We start from the raw sequence: 20311 nt of genomic DNA on the forward strand, positions 1-20311 counted from the left end.
ACCCGGCCGGCGTCGCCTGGGCGCTGCACGCCGGCGGCGCCCCGGGCGGCGGCACCGGTGCGGGCGGACCCGGGCCGGGAGGCCCCGGTGCGGGCGGACCCGGTCCGGGCGGTCAAGGTGCGGGCGGCCATGGTGCGGGCGGCCATGGTGCGGGAGGCCCCGCTCCGGGAGGCCCCGGTCCGGCGGGCCACGGGCGAGGCCCCGCCGGAGGCGCGCAGGGCGCCGAGGGGGCGGACGGTCCGTATGGTGCCCCCGGCCCGGACGCCCCGCACGATGCCGGCGCACCGTACGCCCCCGCCGCCCCGGACGAGGCGGACGAGGTGGTCGCCACCCTGGTCTCGCTGGGCTGGCTGGAGGAGGACGCCGGCCGGCTGACCGTCGCCCACGACGTGGTGGCCGACCAGCTCGTGGAGTCCGTGATGCTGCCCGAGCGCGGCCGGGAACCGGACGCCGCGGGTACGGCGGCACTGCTCGCCGGCGGGCTCACCACGCCCCGCACCTTCGGCCGCTTCGCGGTCAACCTGGGCCGTCTCGTCTACGACCTGACGCTGGCGCAGCGCGCCGGGCCGGTCTCGCCGCTGCTGGACGCCTGGTTCGGGGAGCACGCAGCGGAGCTGGGCAGCCTGGTCGTCGGGGGCGAGCCGGACACCGGCGGCTACGCGCTCGGGGCGGTGTGCAGCGGTCCGCCCTGGTCCGGGGCCGCGGTGCGGCACTGGCACGCGGTGGTCACCCCCTGGCTGACGGAGCACGGCTCCGACGCGAGCGCCCGCCACCTGCTCTACCGCGGCCTGCGCCACCTCTCCGACGAGGGCGCCGCCCGGCTGGTCCCCACCGCGCTGCACTGGCTGGCCCGCCATGTGGGGGCGCTGGACGCCAGCTTCGTGCTGGGTCCGCTGCTGCAACGTACGGAACTGACGGCCGAGCAGGCCGAGGTGGCCGTGGACGCCGCGCTGACGTGGCTGGAGGGGCACGGGCGGGCTGTGGTGGCGCAGTTCGTGCTGGGGCCGGTCCTGCAGCGTGCCCAAACGGAGCGTCAGTCCCGCGAGGCCGTACGGGCCGCGGTCGACTGGCTGACCGAGCACGACACCACGGACGCGGCACAGTACGTCCTCGGACCGCTGCTGTACCGCCCGGAGCTGGCGGGCGAGCAGTACGCCGTGGTGGTGCGTGCCGCCCTCGCCTGGCTCCGCGGACGCGCGGGGATGGCGACGGCCGGTCATGTGCTGGGCCCGCTGCTGCTGCGCGCCGACCTGTCCCCGGAGCAGACGCGCGAGGCGACCGGGGCGACGCTGCGGTGGCTGGCGGATCACGCCCCGCAGAGCGCCGCGCGCTACGTCCTCGGCCCGCTGCTGCAACGCGCGCTACCGTCCGCGGCGGCGGCGGAGGCCGTACGGGCGGCCCTGTGCTGGACGGCCGAGCACGAGGGCGAGGTGGCGGCGCAGTTCGTGCTCGGGCCGCTGCTGGGCCGGGACGACCTGCCGCCCGAGCCGGCGCGGGAGGCCGCGGCCCTGGCCTTCCGCTGGTGCGCCGAACACGGGACGCTCGCCACCGCCGACTTCGTGCTCATCCCGCTGCTGCAGCGGCCCGAACTGCCGGCGGCGGAGGCGTCCGAGGCGCTGGAGCGCGCGCTGCGCTGGCTCGCCGCCCACCGGGACTCGGTGCAGGCGCAGTTCATGCTCGGGCGACTGCTCGGGCACCAGGGGCTCACCCCGGAGCAGGGACGGCGCACCGTCCGGGAGGCGTTGCGCTGGCTCCAGGAGCACGGCGGCACCATGGACGCCAGCTTCGTGCTGCCGCCGCTGCTCGGCCGCCCGGACCTGACCGCGACTCAGGAGGAGCAGGCCGTCGAGACCGCACTGGCCTGGCTGCGGGCCGACCCGGCGCGGCAGGACGCCGACTTCGTGCTGGGATCCCTCATCAAGCGGCTGCCCCGGGAACGCATACCGGAGGACGCCACCGCGCTCGCCGACGCCTGGATCGGCAGCCACTCCACCACCCGGGACTTCACCTACCTGGGCAAGTGGATCCTGCGCAAACGGCTGATGAGCGAGACGATCTTCGGCGCGCTGATGGAGTGGGCGCGGGCGAACCCGCACGACGAGGACCTGCACTTCCGGCTGGCTGCCGCCGCGCCCCAGGTCTTCGCGCACGTCCTGGACGCGGCGAACGCCGACCGCTGGCTGGACTGCGTCGAGCGTGCCGTGGCCCGCGCGGAGCAGGAGGGGGAGTCCTGCAACGTCAACGGTTCCCTGGACGTGCTGGTCTCCGAGCTGCCGGTGCAGTTCCGTACGGGCGTGGCCGCCGCCCGCGCCGACGACCTGATCCAGCGCTGGGCGGTGCTGCCCTGCGCGATGAACCCGGAGGCCTTCCGCTACCGCGAGGCCGTCATCCCGCGCTGCCTGGCGCTGGCGCTCTCCGGACGCTTCGGGCGGGCGGAGGCGCGGGAGATCGCCGACCGGCTGGCGGCCTGGGTGGAGGCATGGGACTCCCCGGAGCGGCTGGCCCGTGCCCAGGCCCTGCTCGCGGACTTCCGGGCACGGATCGGGGAGTTGCCGGAGCGGGCGGGGGAGGCGGGTTCCCGGCCGGGGGCCTCTCCGGAGGCGGGGGCCGGTCCGAGGTCGGGGGGCTCTCCGAGGCCCGGAGCCGGTCCGAGGCCGGGGCCTCCGAAGCCGGAGCCTCCTCCGAGGCCGGAGCGCTCACCGCGTCTCGGGCCCTCTTCGAGGCCGGGGGCCGGTCGGCCCGCGGGGCCGGATTCCGCGTCGGGGCCCGGGCCGGGATCCGGGGAGGCCACGGGGCCCGTACCCGGGCCGCGCCCGGGGGCCGCTTCGGGGCGGCCACCCCGGCCGGGGCCACCGCCGGACCCGCGGCGGGACGCGCGGTCGGGCCCCGCACCGGGGGCGGACGCGGTTCCCGGGCCGCGCCCCGCTGCGGCTCCTCGGCCGGGAGCGGCGCCTGCGCCTGCTGCCCGTCCGGACGCGGGAGCGACGTCCCCGCCGGCGCCGGGGCCGGCTCCCCGGCCCGGGCCACCGTTGCCGGGGCCGCCATGCGGGTCCTCCGGACGCCCGCGGCCTCGGCCGTAAGGCGCTTACGGTCGCGGGCAGCAGCACAGCAGCACAGCAGCACAGCAGCACAGCAGCACAACAGCACGGCAGCACGCGAGCGGGTGCCCGGGCCCGGACCGGGTGCCCGGAGGCGCGGCACGCGGCCCGCCGGGCGGAATGCAGTGGGCGGCCCGGGCGGCTTGCTGGCAGACTCGGGTGCCATGACCACGCTCAAGTCCCGGCTGCAGGACGACCTGACCGCAGCGATCAGGGAGCGCGACGAACTGCGCTCCGCCACCCTCCGGATGACCCTCTCCGCGATCACCAAGGAGGAGGTCGCCGGCACCGCCGCGCGCGAACTCTCCGACGACGAGGTGCAGAAGGTGATCACGCGCGAGGCGAAGAAGCGGCGGGAGGCCGCCGACGCCTTCGCCAAGGGTGGTCGTACGGAGCAGGCCGAGCGCGAGCGCGCCGAGGGCGAGGTGCTCGCGGACTACCTGCCGCGGCAGCTCACGGACGAGGAGCTGGAGGCGCTGGTCGCCGAGGCGGTGGCGGAGGCGCGGGAGACGGGCGCCGAGGGCCCCAGGGCCATGGGCGCCGTGATGAAGCTGGTGAACCCGAAGGTCGCGGGCCGCGCCGAGGGCGGCCGGGTCGCCGCGGCCGTGAAGAAGCGCCTGGCGCAGGGCTGAGGCTCCTGCGGTGCCCGGGGTGGCCGGGGATCCGCCCGGCCACCCCGGGTACGGGGCCGGGCCGTCTCGGGGCTGCCCCCGCCCTACGCCGGGCTCCGCGCCCCGGGTGCCGGAGCAGCGGGAACGCCGTTCCGCAGCTTCGGCCCGGGCCCCTGGTGCGAAAGCTGCAGCGTGAGAGGGGCGTCACTCGGCGGTGACCCCCCGGGGTCACCAGGCGCGACGCCGTACGTGTCTCCCCGGCAGTCCGGCGTGCCGCCTCCGCGGAGGGCACGACGGGGGCGTCCTGAGCGGTCGTCAGACCCGCGGACGCGGGGCCGGTGCCGGCCGTGCCCGGGTCATTCGCGGCGGCCCCAGTCGCCGCCGTCGCCCCAGCCGCCGTTGCCCCCGCCTCCGTTGCCGTCGCCGCCGCTGCCGCCGTTACCGGTACCGCCGTTCTCACCGCCGCCGATGAGGTCCGGCGGGATGGAGATCTCGGGCCAGGGCTCGCCGCCTCCGTTGCCGCCGGGCCGGCCCTCGTCCTCGTCGCGGTCCTCGTCCTCCTTCTTGTCCTTCTCCTTGTCGGTGTCGCCGCGCGGCACCTGCACGTCCTGGAAGGGTGTGGGCGGCACGCCGCTCAGGGCGCCGGTCATCACGTCCCGCCAGATCGGGCCGGGGAGACAGCCACCGCAGACCTTGGGGTAGTACTGGCCGCCGACGGTGATGTCGTACATCGACACCTTCTCGGCGCCGTCGCCGCCGACCCAGACGGCCGTCGCGACGTCCGGGGTGTAGCCGACGAACCAGGCGTTGTGCAGTTCGTCCGTGGTGCCGGTCTTGCCCGCGTTGTCCCGGTCGGTGAGGCCGGCTCGCTTGCCGGTGCCGTCCTCGACGACGCCGGAGAGCATCGTGTTGAGGCTGTCCGCGGTGTGCTCGTCCATGGCCCGCTCGCACCGGGTCTCCGGCACCTTCATCTTCTTGCCCTTGGCATCGGTGACCGACTCGATCGCGATGGGCGTGCAGTGCACGCCGCGGTTGGCGAAGGCGGCGTAGGCGCTTGCCATGGTGAGCGGGGTCATCTCCAGCGACCCGAGGGTCATGGAGGGGGTGGCGGGGAGCGGCTTGCCGTTGCCGTGGCGCATCTTCAGCTTCTTCGCCATGGCCGCCGTCTCGCAGATGCCGGCCTTCTCCTCCAGCAGGACGAAGTAGGTGTTGATCGACTTGGCGAGGGCGCTGGACATGTCCCAGGTGCCCTTCTCGCTCTCCAGCTCGTTCTGCACGTCCCAGGGCTCCTCGCCGTACGTGCCGCCGTCGCAGGTGCGGAACCGGTCCTGGTCGATCGTCATCTTGTAGTCGGTCGAGAAGGTCTGCGCCGGGCTGATGCCCTTCTCCATGGCCGCCGCCGCGGTGACGGGCTTGAAGGTGGAGCCGACCTGGAAGCCGTAGGTGGAGCCGCTCATCTTCTTGCCGACCGACAGGTTGATGGTCGTCTGGTTCTTGCCGAAGCCGTACGGGCGGGACTGGCCCATGCCGAGGATGCGGCCGGTGCCGGGCTCGACGACGGTGACGGCGGTGGCGACCGAGTCCGTCTCGTGGACATGGGTCTGCACGGCCTTGCCCAGGGACTCCTGGGTCTTCGGGTCCAGGGTGGTGCGGATGGTCATGCCGCCCTGGTCCCAGCGCTCGGCGCGCTCCTTCGGGGTCTTGCCGAAGGCCGGGCTGGCGTGGAAGACCTCCTTGACGTAGTCGCAGAAGAAGGCTGCGCCGTCGACGGCGGTGATGCAGCCGTTCTGCGGCTGGCTCACGTTCAGCCCGAGGGGCTTGGCCCGGGCCTTCTCGGCCTCCTCCCGGCTGATGTCGCCGACGTCGGCCATGCGGTCCAGCACCACGTTCCGCCGCTTCTCGGCGGTCTTCGGGTTGCGCACGGGGTCGTAGCGGCTGGGGGACTGCACGAGGCCGGCGAGCAGGGCGGCCTGCTCGAGGCTGAGTTCCTTGGCCGGGATGGAGAAGTACCGCTGGGAGGCGGCCTCGATGCCGTACGCCGCCTGCCCGAAATAGGTGATGTTGAGGTAGTTCTCCAGGATCTGCTTCTTGGAGAGCTCCTCCTCGACCTTGATGGCGTACTTCAGTTCGCGGATCTTCCGGCCGACGCTCTGCCGGATGGCGGCGGCGATCTTCTCCTGGTCGTTGCGCGCCTCCTCCACGAAGACGTTCTTGACGTACTGCTGGGTCAGCGTGGAGGCGCCCTGGGTGACCTCGCCGGACTGCGCGTTGCGGTTCAGGGCCCGGAGCACGCCCTTGAGGTCGATGGCGCCGTGCTCGTAGAAGCGGGAGTCCTCGATGGCCACGATGGCCTGTTGCATCACCGGCGCGATGTCCTCGAGGTCCACCACCGTGCGGTCCCGGGAGTAGACCTTGGCGATCTCGTTGCCGTCGGCGTCCAGGATGAGGGTGCGCTGGCTCAGCGGGGGCCGCTTGAGATTGGTGGGGAGTTCGTCGAAGCCCTCCACCGAGCCCTTGGCGGCGAGGCCGAGCAGCCCGGCGGCCGGCAGCGCCAGGCCGGCCAGTACCGCTCCGGCGAGAACGCTCACCCCGAGGAACCGGGCGACCTGTTGTGTGGTCGAGAGCCCACCGCCCGCGCGCTTCGTAGCCATGAGGGGAAGCCTAGCCCGCGTCCCGGCAATGCCCGAAGGCCCGGGGGCGCGTACGAGCCGGGTGGCCGGTGCGGCGCCGAGCGCCCGGCGGGTGCGTACGGCTCGCCCGCACGCGGCCTCGGGCTCGGTCTCCGGCGCGGTGCGGGCCCCGGGTGCGCCGGGCGTTCGCCGGGGCGCGGGCCGCGCCGGCGGTGCTCACATGGCGCAGCCCTGGCTGTCGACCTGGCGCTCGGCGCCCCGCCCGCGCCGTATGTCCTGCCGCACCTCGTCGGCGGTCAGGGCGTACCCCGTGCGGTCGTCCTCCAGGGACTTGGCGAAGATCACCCCGTAGACCTCCCCCTGGGGGGTCAGCAGCGGGCCGCCGGAGTTGCCCTGCCGGATCATGGTGTAGAGGGAGTAGACGTCCCGGGAGACGGTCCCGCGGTGGTAGATGTCCGGCCCGTTGGCCTCGAGACGGCCGCGCACCCGGGCGGCCCGTACGTCGAACGCGCCGTTCTCCGGGAAGCCGGCGACGATCGCGCTGTCGCCGCTGGAGGCGTCGGAGTCCGCGAACTCCAGAGCCGGGGCGTCCAGGCCCGGCACCTCCAGTACGGCGATGTCCCGCTCCCAGTCGTAGAGCACCACCTCGGCGTCGTGCAGCGGGCCCTCGCCGCCGACCTGCACGGTCGGCTCGTCGACGCCGCCGACCACGTGCGCGTTGGTCATCACCCGCTCGTCGGCGAAGACGAACCCGGTGCCCTCCAGCACCTTGCCGCAGCTCGGCGCGGTGCCCACCACCTTCACGATGGACCTCTTCGCCTGCGTCACCACGGGGCTGTTGGTCAGCTCCGGGTCGGGGGGCGGCACGGAGGTGATGGGCTCCTTGGAGAACGGCGAGAAGACCTGCGGCAGGCCGTTCTGCGCGAGGACCGAGGAGAAGTCGGTGAACCAGGTGTCCGCCCCCGCCGGCAGCGCCCGGGACACCCCGAGCAGCACCTGCGAGTTGCGGACCTCCTTGCTGAGGGTGGGCAGCGCCGTGCCGGCCAGCGCGGAGCCGATCAGCCAGGCGACCAGCAGCATCGCCAGGACGTTGACCAGGGCGCCGCCGGTGGCGTCCAGCACCCGTGCCGGGGACCAGGTGATGTGCTGACGCAGCCGGTTGCCCAGGTGGGTGGTGAAGGCCTGGCCGACCGAGGCGCAGACGATCACGACGGCGACCGCCGCCACCACACCGACGGTGCCGGGCGAGGCACCGTCCGTGAGCTCGTTCCAGAGCACCGGCAGCACGAAGATGGCGGCGAGCCCGCCGCCGAGGAAGCCGATCACCGACAGGATGCCGACCACGAAGCCCTGGCGGTACCCCACGAAGGCGAACCACACGGCCGCGACCAGGAGCAGGATGTCGAGCACGTTCACCGGGTCACCGTCTCATGCGCGCCAGTCGAGGGTGACGAGCTTTCCCCGGTCCCAGGGGCGCTCCCAGCCCGCGTGGTGCAGGATGCGGTCGATCACGCCGGCGGTGAAACCCCAGACCAGCGCGTCCCCGACGGTGAACGCCGGGCCGCGGTAACCGCTGGGGTGGACCGTGGTCGCGCGGTGTGCGGGGTCCGTGAGGTCGGCCACCGGCACCGTGAAGACCCGGGCCGTCTCGGCCGGGTCCACCGGCGCCACCGGGCTCGGCCGGTGCCACCAGCCGAGCACCGGGGTGACCACGAAGTCGCTCACCGGGATGTAGAGCGCGGGCAGGGTGGCGAAGAGCTGCACGCCCCCGGGGTCGAGCCCGGTCTCCTCCTCCGCCTCGCGGAGCGCGGCACGCAGCGGCCCGTCGCCCTCCGGATCGCCGTCCTCCGGGTCCAGCGCGCCGCCGGGGAAGGAGGGCTGCCCGGCGTGCGAGCGCAGACTGCCGGCGCGCTCCATCAGCAGCAGCTCCGGGCCGCGGGTGCCCTCGCCGAAGAGGATCAGCACCGCCGACGGGCGGCCCCCGTCGGGCGGCGGCAGGAAGCGGCTGAGCTGCTCGGGAGCGACCGTCCGCGCGGCCCGCGCCACCGGGGCGAGCCAGTCCGGCAGGTCCCGGTCGCTGACGGTGACGGGCGGCGGCGTCCCCGTCGTGTCGCCGTGCCGGGGGTTCGTACGGGTCACGCCGGCCTCCCGCGATACGTACGGGACACGCCGGGGCCGGGAACGCCGCGGGCGGAGCCGCCGGGGCCGGAGGCCCGGCGGCCGGCCGCCCTGCACGGGAACGCCGCCGGGAGGCGGACGGGGACGCCGCGGGTGCCGGGGGCGGGCGCCGCGCCCGCCGGGGCGCCGCTCACGAGGCGCCCAGCGGGGGAGCGGGCTCGCCCGGATAACCGGCCGGGGGTTTCAGACGCTGCCCCGGGGCACCGCCCATCTCGTACTTGAGCAGCTTCTTCGCCTTCTCCGGGTCCAGCTCCCCCTCGCCGTAGGAAGGGCAGAGCGCGGCGACCGGGCAGGCGCCGCACGCGGGCTTGCGGGAGTGGCAGACCCGGCGGCCGTGGAAGATCAGCCGGTGCGAGAGCATCGTCCACTCGCTGCGCGGGAAGAGATCGGCGATCTCCGCCTCGACCTTCTCCGGGTCCTGCTGCTCGGTCCAGCCGAAGCGGCGGACCAGGCGGCCGAAGTGGGTGTCCACGGTCAGGCCGGGGACGCCGAAGGCGTTGCCGAGGACGACGTTGGCCGTCTTCCGGCCGACGCCCGGGAGCGTCACCAGGTCCTCCAGGCGTCCGGGGACCTCGCCGCCGAAGCGGTCCCGCAGCGCCGCCGAGAGGCCGAGCAGCGACTTCGCCTTCGCCCGGAAGAAGCCGGTGGGTCGGATCAGCTCCTCCAGGGCCTCGGGCTCGGCGGCCGCCATGTCCTCCGGAGCCGGATAGGCGGCGAAGAGGGCGGGGGTCGTCTGGTTGACCCGGAGGTCGGTGGTCTGTGCGGAGAGCACCGTGGCGACCAGCAATTCGAATGGATTCTCGAAATCCAGCTCGGGGTGGGCGTACGGATACACCTCGGCCAGTTCGCGGTTCATCCGGCGGGCCCGGCGCACCAGCGCGAGCCGCGACTCCGGCTTGCCCGCTCTCCGCGACCGCGACCGTGTGGTCTGCGCCGGTTTCGCGGCACCCGCTCGTGGCGCGGGCGTGTGTTCGCCCACAGCGGAATTCTCCGACGCCGTCACCCGCCCGGCCCCCTTTCTCCGTGCTCTACCGGGGTATTGGACACACGGGCAGCCTAAAGGGGACGGCCGACATTCGCCCCGCTCGTGGGCAATCGCCGGGCCAATCGGCCCCCTGCCGTAGGGACAGCCGGGTGGGTACGTCAAACTTGTGACTGATCGCACTGCTTTACCGTCCGGCATCATGGGGGCCACGGTCCCCATGGGCAGGTCGACAAGGAGAGAACTCGTGGACGACGTTCTGCGGCGCGCCCCGCTCTTCGCGGCGCTCGATGAGGAGCAGGCCGCTGAGCTGCGCGCCTCCATGACCGAGACGACGCTCGCCCGCGGCGATGCCCTCTTCCACGAAGGAGACCCCGGCGACCGCCTCTACGTGGTCACCGAGGGCAAGGTGAAGCTGCACCGCACCTCGCCCGACGGCCGGGAGAACATGCTGGCGGTGCTCGGGCCGGGCGAGCTCATCGGCGAGCTCTCCCTCTTCGACCCGGGCCCCCGTACGGCCACCGCCTCCGCGCTCACCGAGGTGAAGCTGCTGGGCCTGGGCCACGGCGATCTCCAGCCCTGGCTGAACGTCCGCCCCGAGGTCGCCTCCGCGCTGCTGCGGGCCATCGCGCGCCGGCTGCGGCGCACCAACGACTCGATGTCCGACCTGGTCTTCTCCGATGTGCCGGGCCGTGTCGCCAAGCAGCTCCTGGACCTCTCGCGCCGCTTCGGCGTGCAGTCCGAGGAGGGCATCCATGTCGTGCACGACCTCACGCAGGAGGAGCTCGCCCAGCTCGTCGGCGCCTCCCGGGAGACGGTCAACAAGGCGCTGGCCGACTTCGCGGGCCGCGGCTGGCTCCGCCTGGAGGCGCGGGCGGTGATCCTGCTGGACATCGAGCGGCTGGCCAAGCGCAGCCGCTGACCTCGGGGTCGCGCGCCCGCGCCCGTGGCCGGGCCGGGGGCGCGTCCTGCCGGCCCTGGGGCGGGTGCCCAGGCGAGGCGCGGGTGCCGTCGCATGGTGTGCGGCGGCGCAGGGTGCGGGCAGCGTGCGCCGGGCGCACGCCGTCGGTGCGCCGCAGCCGGGCGCACACTCCGTGACGCGCGCGAGCCCGGGCGCCCCTCGGTCGGCCCGTGGCCCCTGCGCCGGCCCGTGACGCCTAGACCAGCCCGTGCTCGCCCAGATAGTCGAGCTGCGCCCGCACCGAGAGCTCCGCCGCCGGCCAGAGCGTCCGGTCCACGTCCGCGTACACCTGGGCGACCACCTCCGGCGCCGTGCGGTACCCCGCCTCCACGGCCGTCTCCACCTGGGCCAGCCGGTGCGCCCGGTGCGCCAGATAGAAGTCGATCGCCCCCTGGGCGTCCGCCAGCACCGGCCCGTGGCCCGGCAGCACCGTGCCCACGCCGTCGTCCACCGTCAGCGAGCGCAGCCGCCGCAGCGAGTCCAGATAGTCGCCGAGCCGTCCGTCGGGATGGGCCACGACCGTCGTGCCGCGCCCGATCACGGTGTCCCCGGTGAGCACCGCGCGGTCCGCGGGGAGGTGGAAGGAGAGCGAGTCCGCGGTGTGCCCCGGGGTGGGCACCACCCGCAGCTCCAGCCCGCCGGTGGTGACCACGTCGCCGGCCCCCAGCCCCTCGTCACCCAGCCGCAGGGCGGGGTCCAGCGCGCGGACCGGCGTACGGGTCAGTTCGGCGAAGCGGGCCGCGCCCTCCGCGTGGTCCGGATGGCCGTGGGTGAGCAGGGTGAGGCCGACCCGCTTCCCCAGGCGCTCGGCGACGGAGACGACGTGCCGCAGATGGGTCTCGTCCAGCGGGCCCGGGTCGATCACCACGGCCTGCTCGGCGTCCGGCTCGGCGACGATCCAGGTGTTGGTGCCGTCCAGGGTCATCGGGGACGGGTTCGGGGCCAGCACGCAGTGGGCGCGCGCGGTGCCCGTACCGTCGATCGCGCCGCCGCGCGGCCGGCCGGGGAGGGCTGCGGCGTCGGTCACGGCGCCACCCGCTTGGTGAATTCGTCGTGGCCCGGCCAGCTCAGCACGATCGCGCCGTTCTCGTCGAGGTCCGCACGGGCCAGCACCGGGTCCAGGTCGCGGTCGGCGGCGTCCGCCAGCGCGGCGGCGGTGTCCGGGTACGGCTGGAGCTGACGCAGCGTGGCGATGGTGGGCGGCATCATCAGCAGCTCCCCGCGGTCGTAGCCCGCGGCGGCCTCGGCGGGGCGGGTCCAGACCGTGCGGTCCGCCTCGGAGGAGGCGTTGCGGGTGCGCTGGCCCTCCGGCAGGGCGGCGACGAAGAACCAGGTGTCGTAGCGGCGTGCCTCGAACTCGGGGGTGATCCAGCGGGTCCAGGCCGCCAGCAGATCGCTGCGGAGCAGCAGCCCGCGGCGGGCCAGGAAGTCGGCGAAGGACAGCTCGCGCTCGACCAGTGCGGCCCGGTCCGCCTCCCAGTCCTCGCCGGTGGTGTCGGCGACGACGGTGTCCGGGCCGGGACCGGCGAGCAGTACGCCCGCCTCCTCGAAGGTCTCCCGGACGGCGGCGCAGACGATGCCCTGCGCCCCGGCCTCGTCGGTGCCGAGCCGTGCGGCCCAGGCGGCACGGGAGGGGCCCGCCCAGCCGGGGGCGTCCTCCGTCCGCTCGTCCCGGGGGTCGACCGAGCCGCCGGGGTAGGCGTAGGCGCCGCCGGCGAACGCCATGGAGGCCCGGCGGCGCAGCATGTGCACGGCGGGGCCGTCGGCGGTGTCGCGGAGCAGCATCACGGTGGCCGCCCGGCGCGGGGCGACCGGGGTGAGTTCGCCGGCGGCGAGCGCACGGATGCGCTCCGGCCACTCCGGCGGGTACCACTGGCCGTTCGTGGTGGTCATGTGCGGGATGCTACGGGCCGCCGCGCGGATGTTCGAGGGGGCCCCGTGCGGCGGCGGGGCACCCGGCGTCCGCGGCGGCCCCGGGGCCCGGTGGCCGGGCCCCGGGCGGCGTCCCGCGGGGCGGCCGCCGTACGGGCCGAACCGGCCGGGCCCGCCGGAACGGGGCTCAGCTCTCCAGCTCGACCTGGAGCTCCACCTCGACCGGCGCGTCCAGCGGCAGCACCGCCACGCCGACCGCGCTGCGCGCGTGGGTCCCCTTCTCGCCCAGCGCCTTGCCGAGCAGCTCGCTCGCGCCGTTGACGACGCCGGGCTGCCCGGTGAAGCCGGGGTCGGAGGCGACAAAGCCGGTCACCTTGACCACCCGGGCGATCCGGTCCAGGTCGCCGGCGACGGACTCGACCGCGGCCAGCGCGTTGAGCGCGCAGATCCCCGCGAGCTCCTTGGCCTGCTCCGGGTCCACCTCGGCGCCGACCTTGCCGGCCACCGGCAGCGCACCGTCGACGAACGGCACCTGACCGGCCGTGTAGACGTACGGCCCGGAGCGCACCGCGGGCACGTACGCACCCGCCGGGGCGGCGACCTCGGGCAGCGTGAAGCCGAGTTCGGCGAGCCGCGTGCGTACGGCCCCGCTCACTGCTTCTCCCGCTTCATGTACGCCACGAGCTGCTCGGCGTTGGGGCCGGGGACGACCTGGACGAGCTCCCAGCCGTCCTCGCCCCAGGTGTCCAGGATCTGCTTGGTCGCGTGCACGAGGAGCGGCACGGTCGCGTATTCCCACTTCGTCATGGCACGACCCTAATCCCTCGCCGGCCCTCCGCCGGGGCGGCCCTGCGCGTAGCGCGGGGCGGGGCTGGTTACGCTCGCCTGTGTGAGCAGGCTGCACGTAGTCACCGGCAAGGGCGGGACCGGCAAGACGACGGTCGCCGCCGCACTCGCGCTCGCGCTGGCGGACGAGGGGAGGCGGACGCTGCTGGTCGAGGTCGAAGGACGACAGGGCATCGCACAGCTCTTCGAGACGGAGGCGTTGCCGTACGAGGAACGCAAGATCGCCGTCGCTCACGGCGGCGGCGAGGTCTTCGCGCTGGCGATCGACGCCGAACGGGCGCTTCTGGACTACCTCCAGATGTTCTACAAACTGGGCGGCGCGGGCCGGGCGCTGCGCCGGATAGGAGCCATCGACTTCGCCACCACCATCGCCCCCGGGCTCCGGGACGTGCTGCTGACCGGCAAGGCGTGCGAGGCCGTGCGGCGCCGGGACCGGGACGGCCGGCCGGTCTACGACGCGGTGGTGATGGACGCGCCGCCGACCGGGCGCATCGCCCGCTTCCTCGGGGTCAACGACGAGGTGGCCGGGCTCGCCAAGGTCGGCCCGGTGCACCGGCAGGCGCAGGCCGTGATGCGGGTGCTGAAGTCCGCCGAGACCGCGGTGCACCTGGTGACGCTGCTGGAGGAGATGCCGGTGCAGGAGACCGTCGACGGCGTTGCGGAACTGCGGGCGGCCGGGCTGCCGGTGGGCGGCGTGGTGATCAACATGGTGCGGTCGCCGGTGCTCGACGGCGGGCTCGACGCGACCGATGTGGCGGCGGCCGAGGAGAACCGCACGGAGCTGGCGCGGGCGCTCTCCCGGGCCGGGCTGGGCGGGGCGCGGCGTGGCGGCCGGGCCGGGCAGCTCGTCGCGCCGCTGCTGCGGCAGGGCCGCGAGCACGCCGAGCGGCTGGCGCTGGAGCAGGCCCAGCGGGCCGAGGTCGACGCGCTGGGGCTTCCGGTGTACGAGCTGGAGTTGCTGACCGAAGGGGCGGATCTGGCGGGCGTCTACGGCCTGTCGATGGAACTGCGGGATCAGGGGGTGCACAAGTGAGCGACAAGCCGTCCGGCACGGAGTCCGGCATCGCATCCGGTACTGCGTCCGGCGCGCAGTCCGGCACGCAGTCCGGCACCCGGCCCGGCGCCCGGCACGCCGAGCCGGCCGGGCACGCGGCGCTGGAGGACGTGCCGGTGCTGGAGATCGACCCGCTGCTCGACGACCCCGGCACCCGGATCGTGGTCTGCTGCGGCGCGGGCGGCGTCGGCAAGACGACCACCGCGGCGGCGCTGGGGCTGCGGGCGGCCGAACGCGGGCGCCGCGTCGTGGTGCTCACCATCGACCCGGCCCGGCGGCTGGCGCAGTCGATGGGCCTCACCGAACTGGACAACACCCCGCGCCGGGTACCGGGCGCGGGGCACGGGGCCGGTGAACTGCACGCCATGATGCTCGACATGAAGCGCACCTTCGACGAGATCGTCGAGGCGCACGCGGACCCGGAGCGGGCCCGCGCCATCCTGGAGAACCCCTTCTACCAGTCGCTCTCCGCGGGCTTCGCCGGCACCCAGGAGTACATGGCGATGGAGAAGCTGGGGCAGTTGCGGGCGCGCGACGAGTGGGACCTGATCATCGTCGACACGCCGCCCAGCCGGTCCGCGCTGGACTTCCTGGACGCGCCCAAGCGGCTGGGCTCCTTCCTGGACGGGAGGCTGATCCGGATGCTCACCGCCCCGGCCAAGGTCGGGGCGCGGACCGGCATGAGGTTCGTGAACATGGGCATGGCCGGGCTGTCCCTCTTCACGGGCGCGCTGGACAAGCTGCTGGGCGCCGGGCTGCTGCGGGACGTGCAGACCTTCGTGGCGGCCATGGACACCACCTTCGGCGGCTTCCGCACCCGGGCGGACGCCACCTACCGGCTGCTCCAGGCCCCCGGCACCGCCTTCCTGGTGGTCGCGGCGCCGGAGCGGGACGCGCTGCGCGAGGCGGCCTACTTCGTGGAGCGGCTGGGCGCCGACCGGATGCCGCTGGCGGGGCTGGTGCTGAACCGGGTGCACGGGAGCGACGCGGTGGCGCTCAGCGCGGAACGTGCGCTGGCGGCCGCGGAAAATCTTGTGGAGAACGGCATGGCGGATCGTCGTACCGGGAAAGGAGAGGAGGAGAACGACCCCACCGGTCCCTCTCCCACGCTGGCCCCTGCCGAATCCGAGGCCCCCCAGGACGGCGACACCACACCGGAGAGCGCGTCCGGCACCTCCCGTGCACCGGACGACGGCCACGACGACGGACATGTCGAGCGGCTGGCGGCCGGTCTGCTGCGGCTGCATGCCGAGCGTATGCGGGTGCTGGCGCGGGAGCGCCGTACGCGGGATCGTTTCGCCACGCTGCATCCGGAGGTGCCGGTCGCCGAGATCGGGGCGCTCGCCGGGGACGTACACGACCTCGCGGGGCTGCGCGCCATCGGCGAGCTGCTGGCGGCGCAGAGGGAGTCGGCGACGTCCCGCGGGTGACGGCCGCGGGCGTCCCGGAGGCCGTACGTGCGCCCGCGGCGTCCGTACGGACCCGGCGGCCTGCGACCCTGCGGGCCGGCCGGTGTTCCGGTGGGGGTGACGTGGGGGGTTGGTGTGCGAGGAGACGCCGGGTCAGCTCGCGGCGGCGGCGTACCCCTCGTAGCCCTCGTACTGCCCCTCCGCCGGCGACGGGACCGGACCCGTGTCGAGTGCCGCCGGGAGCGCCCCGGTGCTGCGCTCGTACTCGGTCCGCGCCGTCTCCAGCAGGCGGCGCCAGGAGGTGACCGTCGGGCGGCGGCGCAGCAAGGCCCTGCGCTCCCGCTCCGTCATGCCGCCCCAGACGCCGAACTCCACCCTGTTGTCCAGGGCGTCGGCGAGGCACTCCGTCCGCACCGGGCAACCGGTGCAGACCGCTTTGGCGCGGTTCTGCGCCGCACCCTGTACGAACAGTTCGTCCGGATCGGTCGTGCGACAGGCTGCCTGTGCACTCCAGTCGGTAACCCAGCTCATAGCCGGTGCCGTCCTCTCCCGAATCGAGGCTCCCCCACGGCGGCAGCGGCATATTCACCGTTGCCAGTTGAGGACGTTACGGAAGCGTGGCCAGCGCGCAACACCCCCTGCGGGTCCAATCTTGCATGGCCCGAACGGACTATGGGTGCGCGGCAGATCACCCAACGGAGTGAGGGGTGGGGCCTGTGTCACCGGCGCGCCGGCCGGCAGCCGTGCACCCGGCGGCGGGGGAGCAGCGCAGGGGAACGGCGGGACGAACACCCGGCCCGGAGGCCGGCGCCGTGTCGATGCCGGTGTCGACGCCGGTCCGCCGGTGTCGATGCCGGGAGAGGGGAGGCTCCCGGCGCTCTCCGCAAACCCTTGGCCCAGGCTAAGCGAAGACCCGGGCCCCTGTCCGGCGAATACGTACGTCTGCACGCGGGGAGGCGGGGGCGCGCGCCGAGGTGCGGTGGTGGCGGTTCGGGCGCACCCCGCGTACGGGCGCGGCAAACGGGGGCGCGCGGGAGGCGCGAGCGAAGCACGTGTGCGCCCTGCGGGAGTCCGCGTGCCGTGGGGGCCCGCGGTGAAATCCGGTGTCTGCGCCGAGCGGGGTGCCGCCGGTGTGCCGGGCGAGCCGCCGGCCGGTCGGACGGTCAGCCGGTCAGCCGCGCGGATGGCGCAGCCGCGCGCCCACCCAGCGGGCGCGGCGGCCCAGAATGCGGGGAATGCCCAGTTCGTGGGAGGGATGCCGCAGCAGCAGCCGCTCCGCGCGCCGCGCGGCGAGCCGCTCCCTCGGACCGATGCGCTCACGTGTCACGTCACGAACGTCGTGCGTCCAGCCCATACCCCGGACTCTGCCCCCCGCACATGGTCGGTAACCGTGCCGGAGGCAACCGTTCGGGGCCGCCGCGCACGGCTGTGGACACGGCAGCGCACGGCTCCCGGCCACCGCGACCGGCGCCCGCAGGCGGGCCGGGCGGGCCCGCAGCGGATGTCCGGGGGCGTGCCGAGCGGGCGCCCCCGCCCTCAGCGGTCCGGCTCCGGATCCCGCAGCCACTCGACCAGCTCGCCCGAGAAGCCCTCCGGGTCCTCCTCGTGCGGGAAGTGCCCCAGCCCGTCGAAGAGCCGCCAGCGGTACGGCGCCTCCACGTAGATCCCGGAGCCCGCCGCGCTGCGGGTGCGCAGCACCGGGTCCAGCGAGCCGTGCAGATGCAGCGTCGGCACCCGCACCGGCCGCTTCATCCGCCGGTTGAACTGGAAGCCGTCGGGACGCGCCATCGAGCGCACCAGCCAGCGGTACGGCTCGACCGCGCAGTGCGCCGTCGACGGGATGCACATGGCGCGCCGGTAGTGCCGTAGCGCCTCCTCGTCCAGAGCGCCGGCCATCCGCGGGCCGGACCAGTCCCGGATCAGCCGCTCCACCAGCGCGCCCTCGTCGGCGACCAGCCGCCGTTCGGGGATCCAGGGCCGCTGGAACCCCCAGACGTACCCGCCGGCCGCGGTCTGCCGCGGATCGCCCAGCATCGCCGCTCGCCAGCGGCGCGGGTGCGGCATCGACACCACCGCCAGCCGGCGGATCAGCTTGGGCCGCATCACCGCCGCCGTCCATGCCAGGTAGCCGCCCAGATCGTGGCCGACCAGCGCGGCGTCCGGCTCGCCGAGGGAGCGGATCACCCCGGTGACGTCCAGCGCCAGGTTCGCCGGGTCGTAGCCGCGGGGCGTACGGTCGCTGCCGCCCACGCCGCGCAGGTCCATCGCGACCGCCCGGTAGCCCGCGGCGGCCAGGGCGGTGAGCTGGTGGCGCCAGGCCCACCAGTACTGCGGAAAGCCGTGCACCAGCAGCACCAGCGGGCCCTCGCCGGTCTCCGCGATGTGGAAGCGCGCGCCGTTCGCGGCCACGTCCCGGTGCACCCAGGGACCTTCCGGGCGTACGACCGCGAAGGAGTCGGGAAGCGTCATACCGACGAGCGTGTCACAGCCGGGGGCTTCTCCATGGCGACGCCGGACTGCGGGGACGCCCCGTTCGGGTAAGGACGGGGATGCGGCTTGACGTTCTGCAGCAGGGCGGCGGTCTGCTTCGCCGAGGCCATCGACTTCTTCGGCGGCTCGATCCGCTTCAGCGCCGCCTTCGCCGCCAGTCCGAGGGCTCCCGCGAGCACCAGGAAGGCGCCGCCCACGATGAGGAACGACCAGGCGAGCCCGAGCCCCAGGTTGTGGATGCCGTAGGCCGCGGCGAAGCTCAGCACCGGCAGCGAGAACAGCACCAGCACCAGGGCGACGACCGCGGCGCCGCTGCCGATCGCGCCGCGTTTGACGTCCTGCCGGATCTCCGCCTTGGCCAGGGCGATCTCGTCGTGCACCAGTGCGGACAGCTCGGTCGTGGCCGCGGCGACCAGCTGGCCGAGGCTGCGGCCGTCGTCGGCTGCGCTCATCGGTGTCTCCCTACTCCCCTGCTGCGACGCGGGGTGGCTACTCGTCAGTTACCGGCCCGTCAGATGATGCCGGACCCTCATCCTCCTGCGTGTACCCCCGCGCGGCCACTTCGGCGAGCCGACGGTGTTCGGCGGCCTTCTCGTCGTGCAGCGCGGCCATGCGGAGGTGGAAGTCCGGGTTGTGCCGCTCGTAGACGTCCGGGATGCCGTCACCGTCCTCGTCCCGGTCCTCCTCCTCGCACAGCCGGCGGTAGCGCCGGGCCCGCATCTTGAGCAGGACGCCCGCCAGCACCGCCGCCAGCAACGAGCCGGTGAGCACGGCGGCCTTGGCGGAGGAGGTCAGCTCCGCGTCGCCCTCGAAGGCCAGCTCACCGATGAGCAGCGAGACGGTGAAACCGATGCCGGAGAGGGCGGCGATGGCGAACACGTCCGCCCACTCCAGCTCCTCGTTGAGTTCCGCCCGGGTGAAGCGGGCGGTGAGAAAGGCGCCGCCGAAGACGCCGAGCGTCTTGCCCGCCAGCAGCCCGAGCACCACACCCAGCGTCTCCGGCTGGGTGAACACCTCGCCGATCTCCCGGCCGGAGACCGGCACACCGGCCGCGAACAGGGCGAACAGCGGCACCGCCAGGCCGGCCGAGAGCGGGCGCACCCGGTGCTCGATGCGCTCGGCGGGCGACTCGCCGCCCGGGTCGCCGGAACGCCGCGTACAGCGCAGCATCAGCCCCATCGCGACGCCGGCCACCGTGGCGTGCACCCCGCTGGCGTGCATCAGGCCCCAGATCACCAGGGCCAGCGGGACGTAGACGTACCAGACGCGCACCCCCTTGCGGTGGAGGAACCAGAACAGCGCCAGCCCGGCGAGCGAGCCCGCCAGCGCCCCGAGGCTGATGGCGGAGGTGAAGAACACCGCGATGATCACGATGGCGCCGAGGTCGTCGACCACGGCCAGGGTGAGCAGGAAGGCCCGGAGCGCGGAGGGCAGCCCGGTGCCGAGCACCGCCAGCACGCCCAGCGCGAAGGCGATGTCGGTGGCCATGGGGATCGCCCAGCCGCTGAGGTCGCCGCCGCCCGACGCGGCGCTCACCACGTACACCAGGGCGGGCACGGCCATGCCGCAGAGCGCCGAGACGATCGGCAGCGCGGCGGCCCGCGGGTCGCGCAGCTCGCCCGCCACCAGCTCGCGCTTCAGCTCGATCCCGGCGACGAAGAAGAAGAGGGTGAGCAGGCCGTCCTTGGCCCACTCGGCGACCGTCAGGTCGAGATGGAGCGCGTGCGGGCCGAAGGTGAAGTCCTTGACGTCGGAGTAGACGTCGCTCAGGCCCGTGTTGGCCAGCAGCAGCGCGAGAACGGCGGCGAGCAGCAGCAGGACGCCGCCGACGGTCTCGGTGCGCAGGGCGTCAGCGAGGAAGTTGCGTTCGGGGAGGGAGGGACGGCTGAGGAACTCGGAACCGTCGGGGGCGTCGGGTGCGTCGGATGTGCCGGGCGTGTGGTGCGGCGCGGGCAAGGCGAACCTCCGGGTACGCGGGGTACGGGGCGGTTGCGTACGCCCGCCGTCCGGCTGCCGCCGTGCGGGGCGTACGCCTGCTGCTGTGTGCCGACCAGACTTCCCGGCGCGCCCTGTGGTGTGTCCTGCCGATCCGCCGTCCTTCCCGGGGTGACCTGGTGACCTGGGCGCCAGCCTATCCAATGCGCGTGCGGGGCACCCGGCGGCCACCGGGTGCCCCGCAC

At 74.5% G+C, this 20311-nt stretch carries 18 protein-coding genes; 5 read left to right on the top strand and 13 right to left on the bottom strand.

The features are described 5' to 3' along the window. The first annotated feature begins 320 nt into the window (after positions 1 to 320). Together HOY81_RS27285 and HOY81_RS05545 are read left to right on the top strand one after the other, a co-directional pair. On the top strand, positions 321 to 3080 hold the full coding sequence (locus tag HOY81_RS27285) for a hypothetical protein (RefSeq protein WP_272892405.1): 2760 nt from the start codon (positions 321 to 323) through the stop codon (positions 3078 to 3080). Between the two features lie 182 nt (positions 3081 to 3262). Then, complete coding sequence (locus tag HOY81_RS05545; RefSeq protein WP_237318784.1) at positions 3263 to 3730, top strand: GatB/YqeY domain-containing protein; 468 nt, start codon at positions 3263 to 3265, stop codon at positions 3728 to 3730. Positions 3731 to 4065: 335 nt separating this feature from the next. Here HOY81_RS05545 and HOY81_RS05550 read toward each other — a convergent pair whose 3' ends face one another. The 4 genes from HOY81_RS05550 to nth all read right to left on the bottom strand — a co-directional run bounded on the left by HOY81_RS05550 (position 4066) and on the right by nth (position 9496). Beyond that, the gene (locus HOY81_RS05550; RefSeq protein ID WP_237318786.1) at positions 4066 to 6360 is read right to left on the bottom strand and encodes a transglycosylase domain-containing protein; all 2295 of its coding nucleotides are present in this window, start codon (positions 6358 to 6360) and stop codon (positions 4066 to 4068) included. A gap of 195 nt (positions 6361 to 6555) precedes the next feature. Next, complete coding sequence (locus tag HOY81_RS05555; RefSeq protein ID WP_237318789.1) at positions 6556 to 7755, bottom strand: MarP family serine protease; 1200 nt, start codon at positions 7753 to 7755, stop codon at positions 6556 to 6558. A 12-nt stretch (positions 7756 to 7767) separates the two neighbouring features. Beyond that, complete coding sequence (locus HOY81_RS05560) at positions 7768 to 8478, bottom strand: CoA pyrophosphatase (RefSeq protein ID WP_237318791.1); 711 nt, start codon at positions 8476 to 8478, stop codon at positions 7768 to 7770. Positions 8479 to 8647: 169 nt separating this feature from the next. After that, positions 8648 to 9496, bottom strand: a complete 849-nt coding sequence (gene nth / locus HOY81_RS05565) for an endonuclease III (protein ID WP_237318792.1) — start codon at positions 9494 to 9496, stop codon at positions 8648 to 8650. Positions 9497 to 9746: 250 nt separating this feature from the next. On the opposite strand from nth, the gene HOY81_RS05570 reads away from it, so the two are divergent. Beyond that, positions 9747 to 10421: a Crp/Fnr family transcriptional regulator gene (locus HOY81_RS05570; RefSeq protein WP_237318794.1), complete on the top strand. Its 675-nt coding sequence runs from the start codon at positions 9747 to 9749 to the stop codon at positions 10419 to 10421. A gap of 235 nt (positions 10422 to 10656) precedes the next feature. On the opposite strand, the gene HOY81_RS05575 is transcribed toward HOY81_RS05570, so the two are convergent. From HOY81_RS05575 to HOY81_RS05590, 4 genes are all read right to left on the bottom strand, one after another. Beyond that, a complete protein-coding gene (locus HOY81_RS05575; protein WP_237318795.1) occupies positions 10657 to 11487 on the bottom strand; it encodes an MBL fold metallo-hydrolase in 831 nt (276 codons plus the stop codon). Then, positions 11484 to 12353: an NUDIX hydrolase gene (locus HOY81_RS05580; protein WP_237318797.1), complete on the bottom strand. Its 870-nt coding sequence runs from the start codon at positions 12351 to 12353 to the stop codon at positions 11484 to 11486. The genes HOY81_RS05575 and HOY81_RS05580 overlap by 4 nt, the downstream gene beginning before the upstream one ends. 166 nt (positions 12354 to 12519) lie before the next feature. Beyond that, a complete protein-coding gene (locus HOY81_RS05585) occupies positions 12520 to 12987 on the bottom strand; it encodes a RidA family protein (protein WP_237318799.1) in 468 nt (155 codons plus the stop codon). Beyond that, positions 12984 to 13139, bottom strand: a complete 156-nt coding sequence (locus HOY81_RS05590) for a DUF4177 domain-containing protein (protein WP_237318801.1) — start codon at positions 13137 to 13139, stop codon at positions 12984 to 12986. The genes HOY81_RS05585 and HOY81_RS05590 overlap by 4 nt, the downstream gene beginning before the upstream one ends. 82 nt (positions 13140 to 13221) lie before the next feature. On the opposite strand from HOY81_RS05590, the gene HOY81_RS05595 reads away from it, so the two are divergent. Beyond that, a complete protein-coding gene (locus tag HOY81_RS05595) occupies positions 13222 to 14211 on the top strand; it encodes an ArsA-related P-loop ATPase (protein ID WP_237318803.1) in 990 nt (329 codons plus the stop codon). A 137-nt stretch (positions 14212 to 14348) separates the two neighbouring features. Continuing rightward, a complete protein-coding gene (locus HOY81_RS05600) occupies positions 14349 to 15662 on the top strand; it encodes an ArsA family ATPase (RefSeq protein WP_237319013.1) in 1314 nt (437 codons plus the stop codon). Positions 15663 to 15794: 132 nt separating this feature from the next. On the opposite strand, the gene HOY81_RS05605 is transcribed toward HOY81_RS05600, so the two are convergent. The 5 genes from HOY81_RS05605 to nhaA form a co-directional block, all read right to left on the bottom strand. Further along, positions 15795 to 16172 (bottom strand): WhiB family transcriptional regulator, encoded by a 378-nt coding sequence (locus HOY81_RS05605; RefSeq protein WP_237318805.1) that lies wholly within the window; start codon positions 16170 to 16172, stop codon positions 15795 to 15797. A gap of 640 nt (positions 16173 to 16812) precedes the next feature. After that, the gene (locus HOY81_RS05610) at positions 16813 to 16995 is read right to left on the bottom strand and encodes a hypothetical protein (protein ID WP_237318825.1); all 183 of its coding nucleotides are present in this window, start codon (positions 16993 to 16995) and stop codon (positions 16813 to 16815) included. Positions 16996 to 17177: 182 nt separating this feature from the next. Next, positions 17178 to 18110 carry an alpha/beta fold hydrolase gene (locus tag HOY81_RS05615; RefSeq protein WP_237318827.1) on the bottom strand — a complete coding sequence of 311 codons (933 nt, stop codon included), beginning with the start codon at positions 18108 to 18110 and terminating at the stop codon, positions 17178 to 17180. Beyond that, a complete protein-coding gene (locus HOY81_RS05620) occupies positions 18107 to 18583 on the bottom strand; it encodes a phage holin family protein (RefSeq protein WP_237318829.1) in 477 nt (158 codons plus the stop codon). Before HOY81_RS05620 ends, HOY81_RS05615 begins: the two co-directional genes overlap by 4 nt. A gap of 37 nt (positions 18584 to 18620) precedes the next feature. Continuing rightward, a complete protein-coding gene (nhaA, locus tag HOY81_RS05625) occupies positions 18621 to 20087 on the bottom strand; it encodes a Na+/H+ antiporter NhaA (protein ID WP_237318831.1) in 1467 nt (488 codons plus the stop codon). Positions 20088 to 20311: the final 224 nt, after the last annotated feature.

The organism is Streptomyces sp. JJ36 (genome assembly GCF_021696945.1).
In the GTDB taxonomy this organism is placed as follows: Bacteria; Actinomycetota; Actinomycetes; order Streptomycetales; family Streptomycetaceae; genus Streptomyces.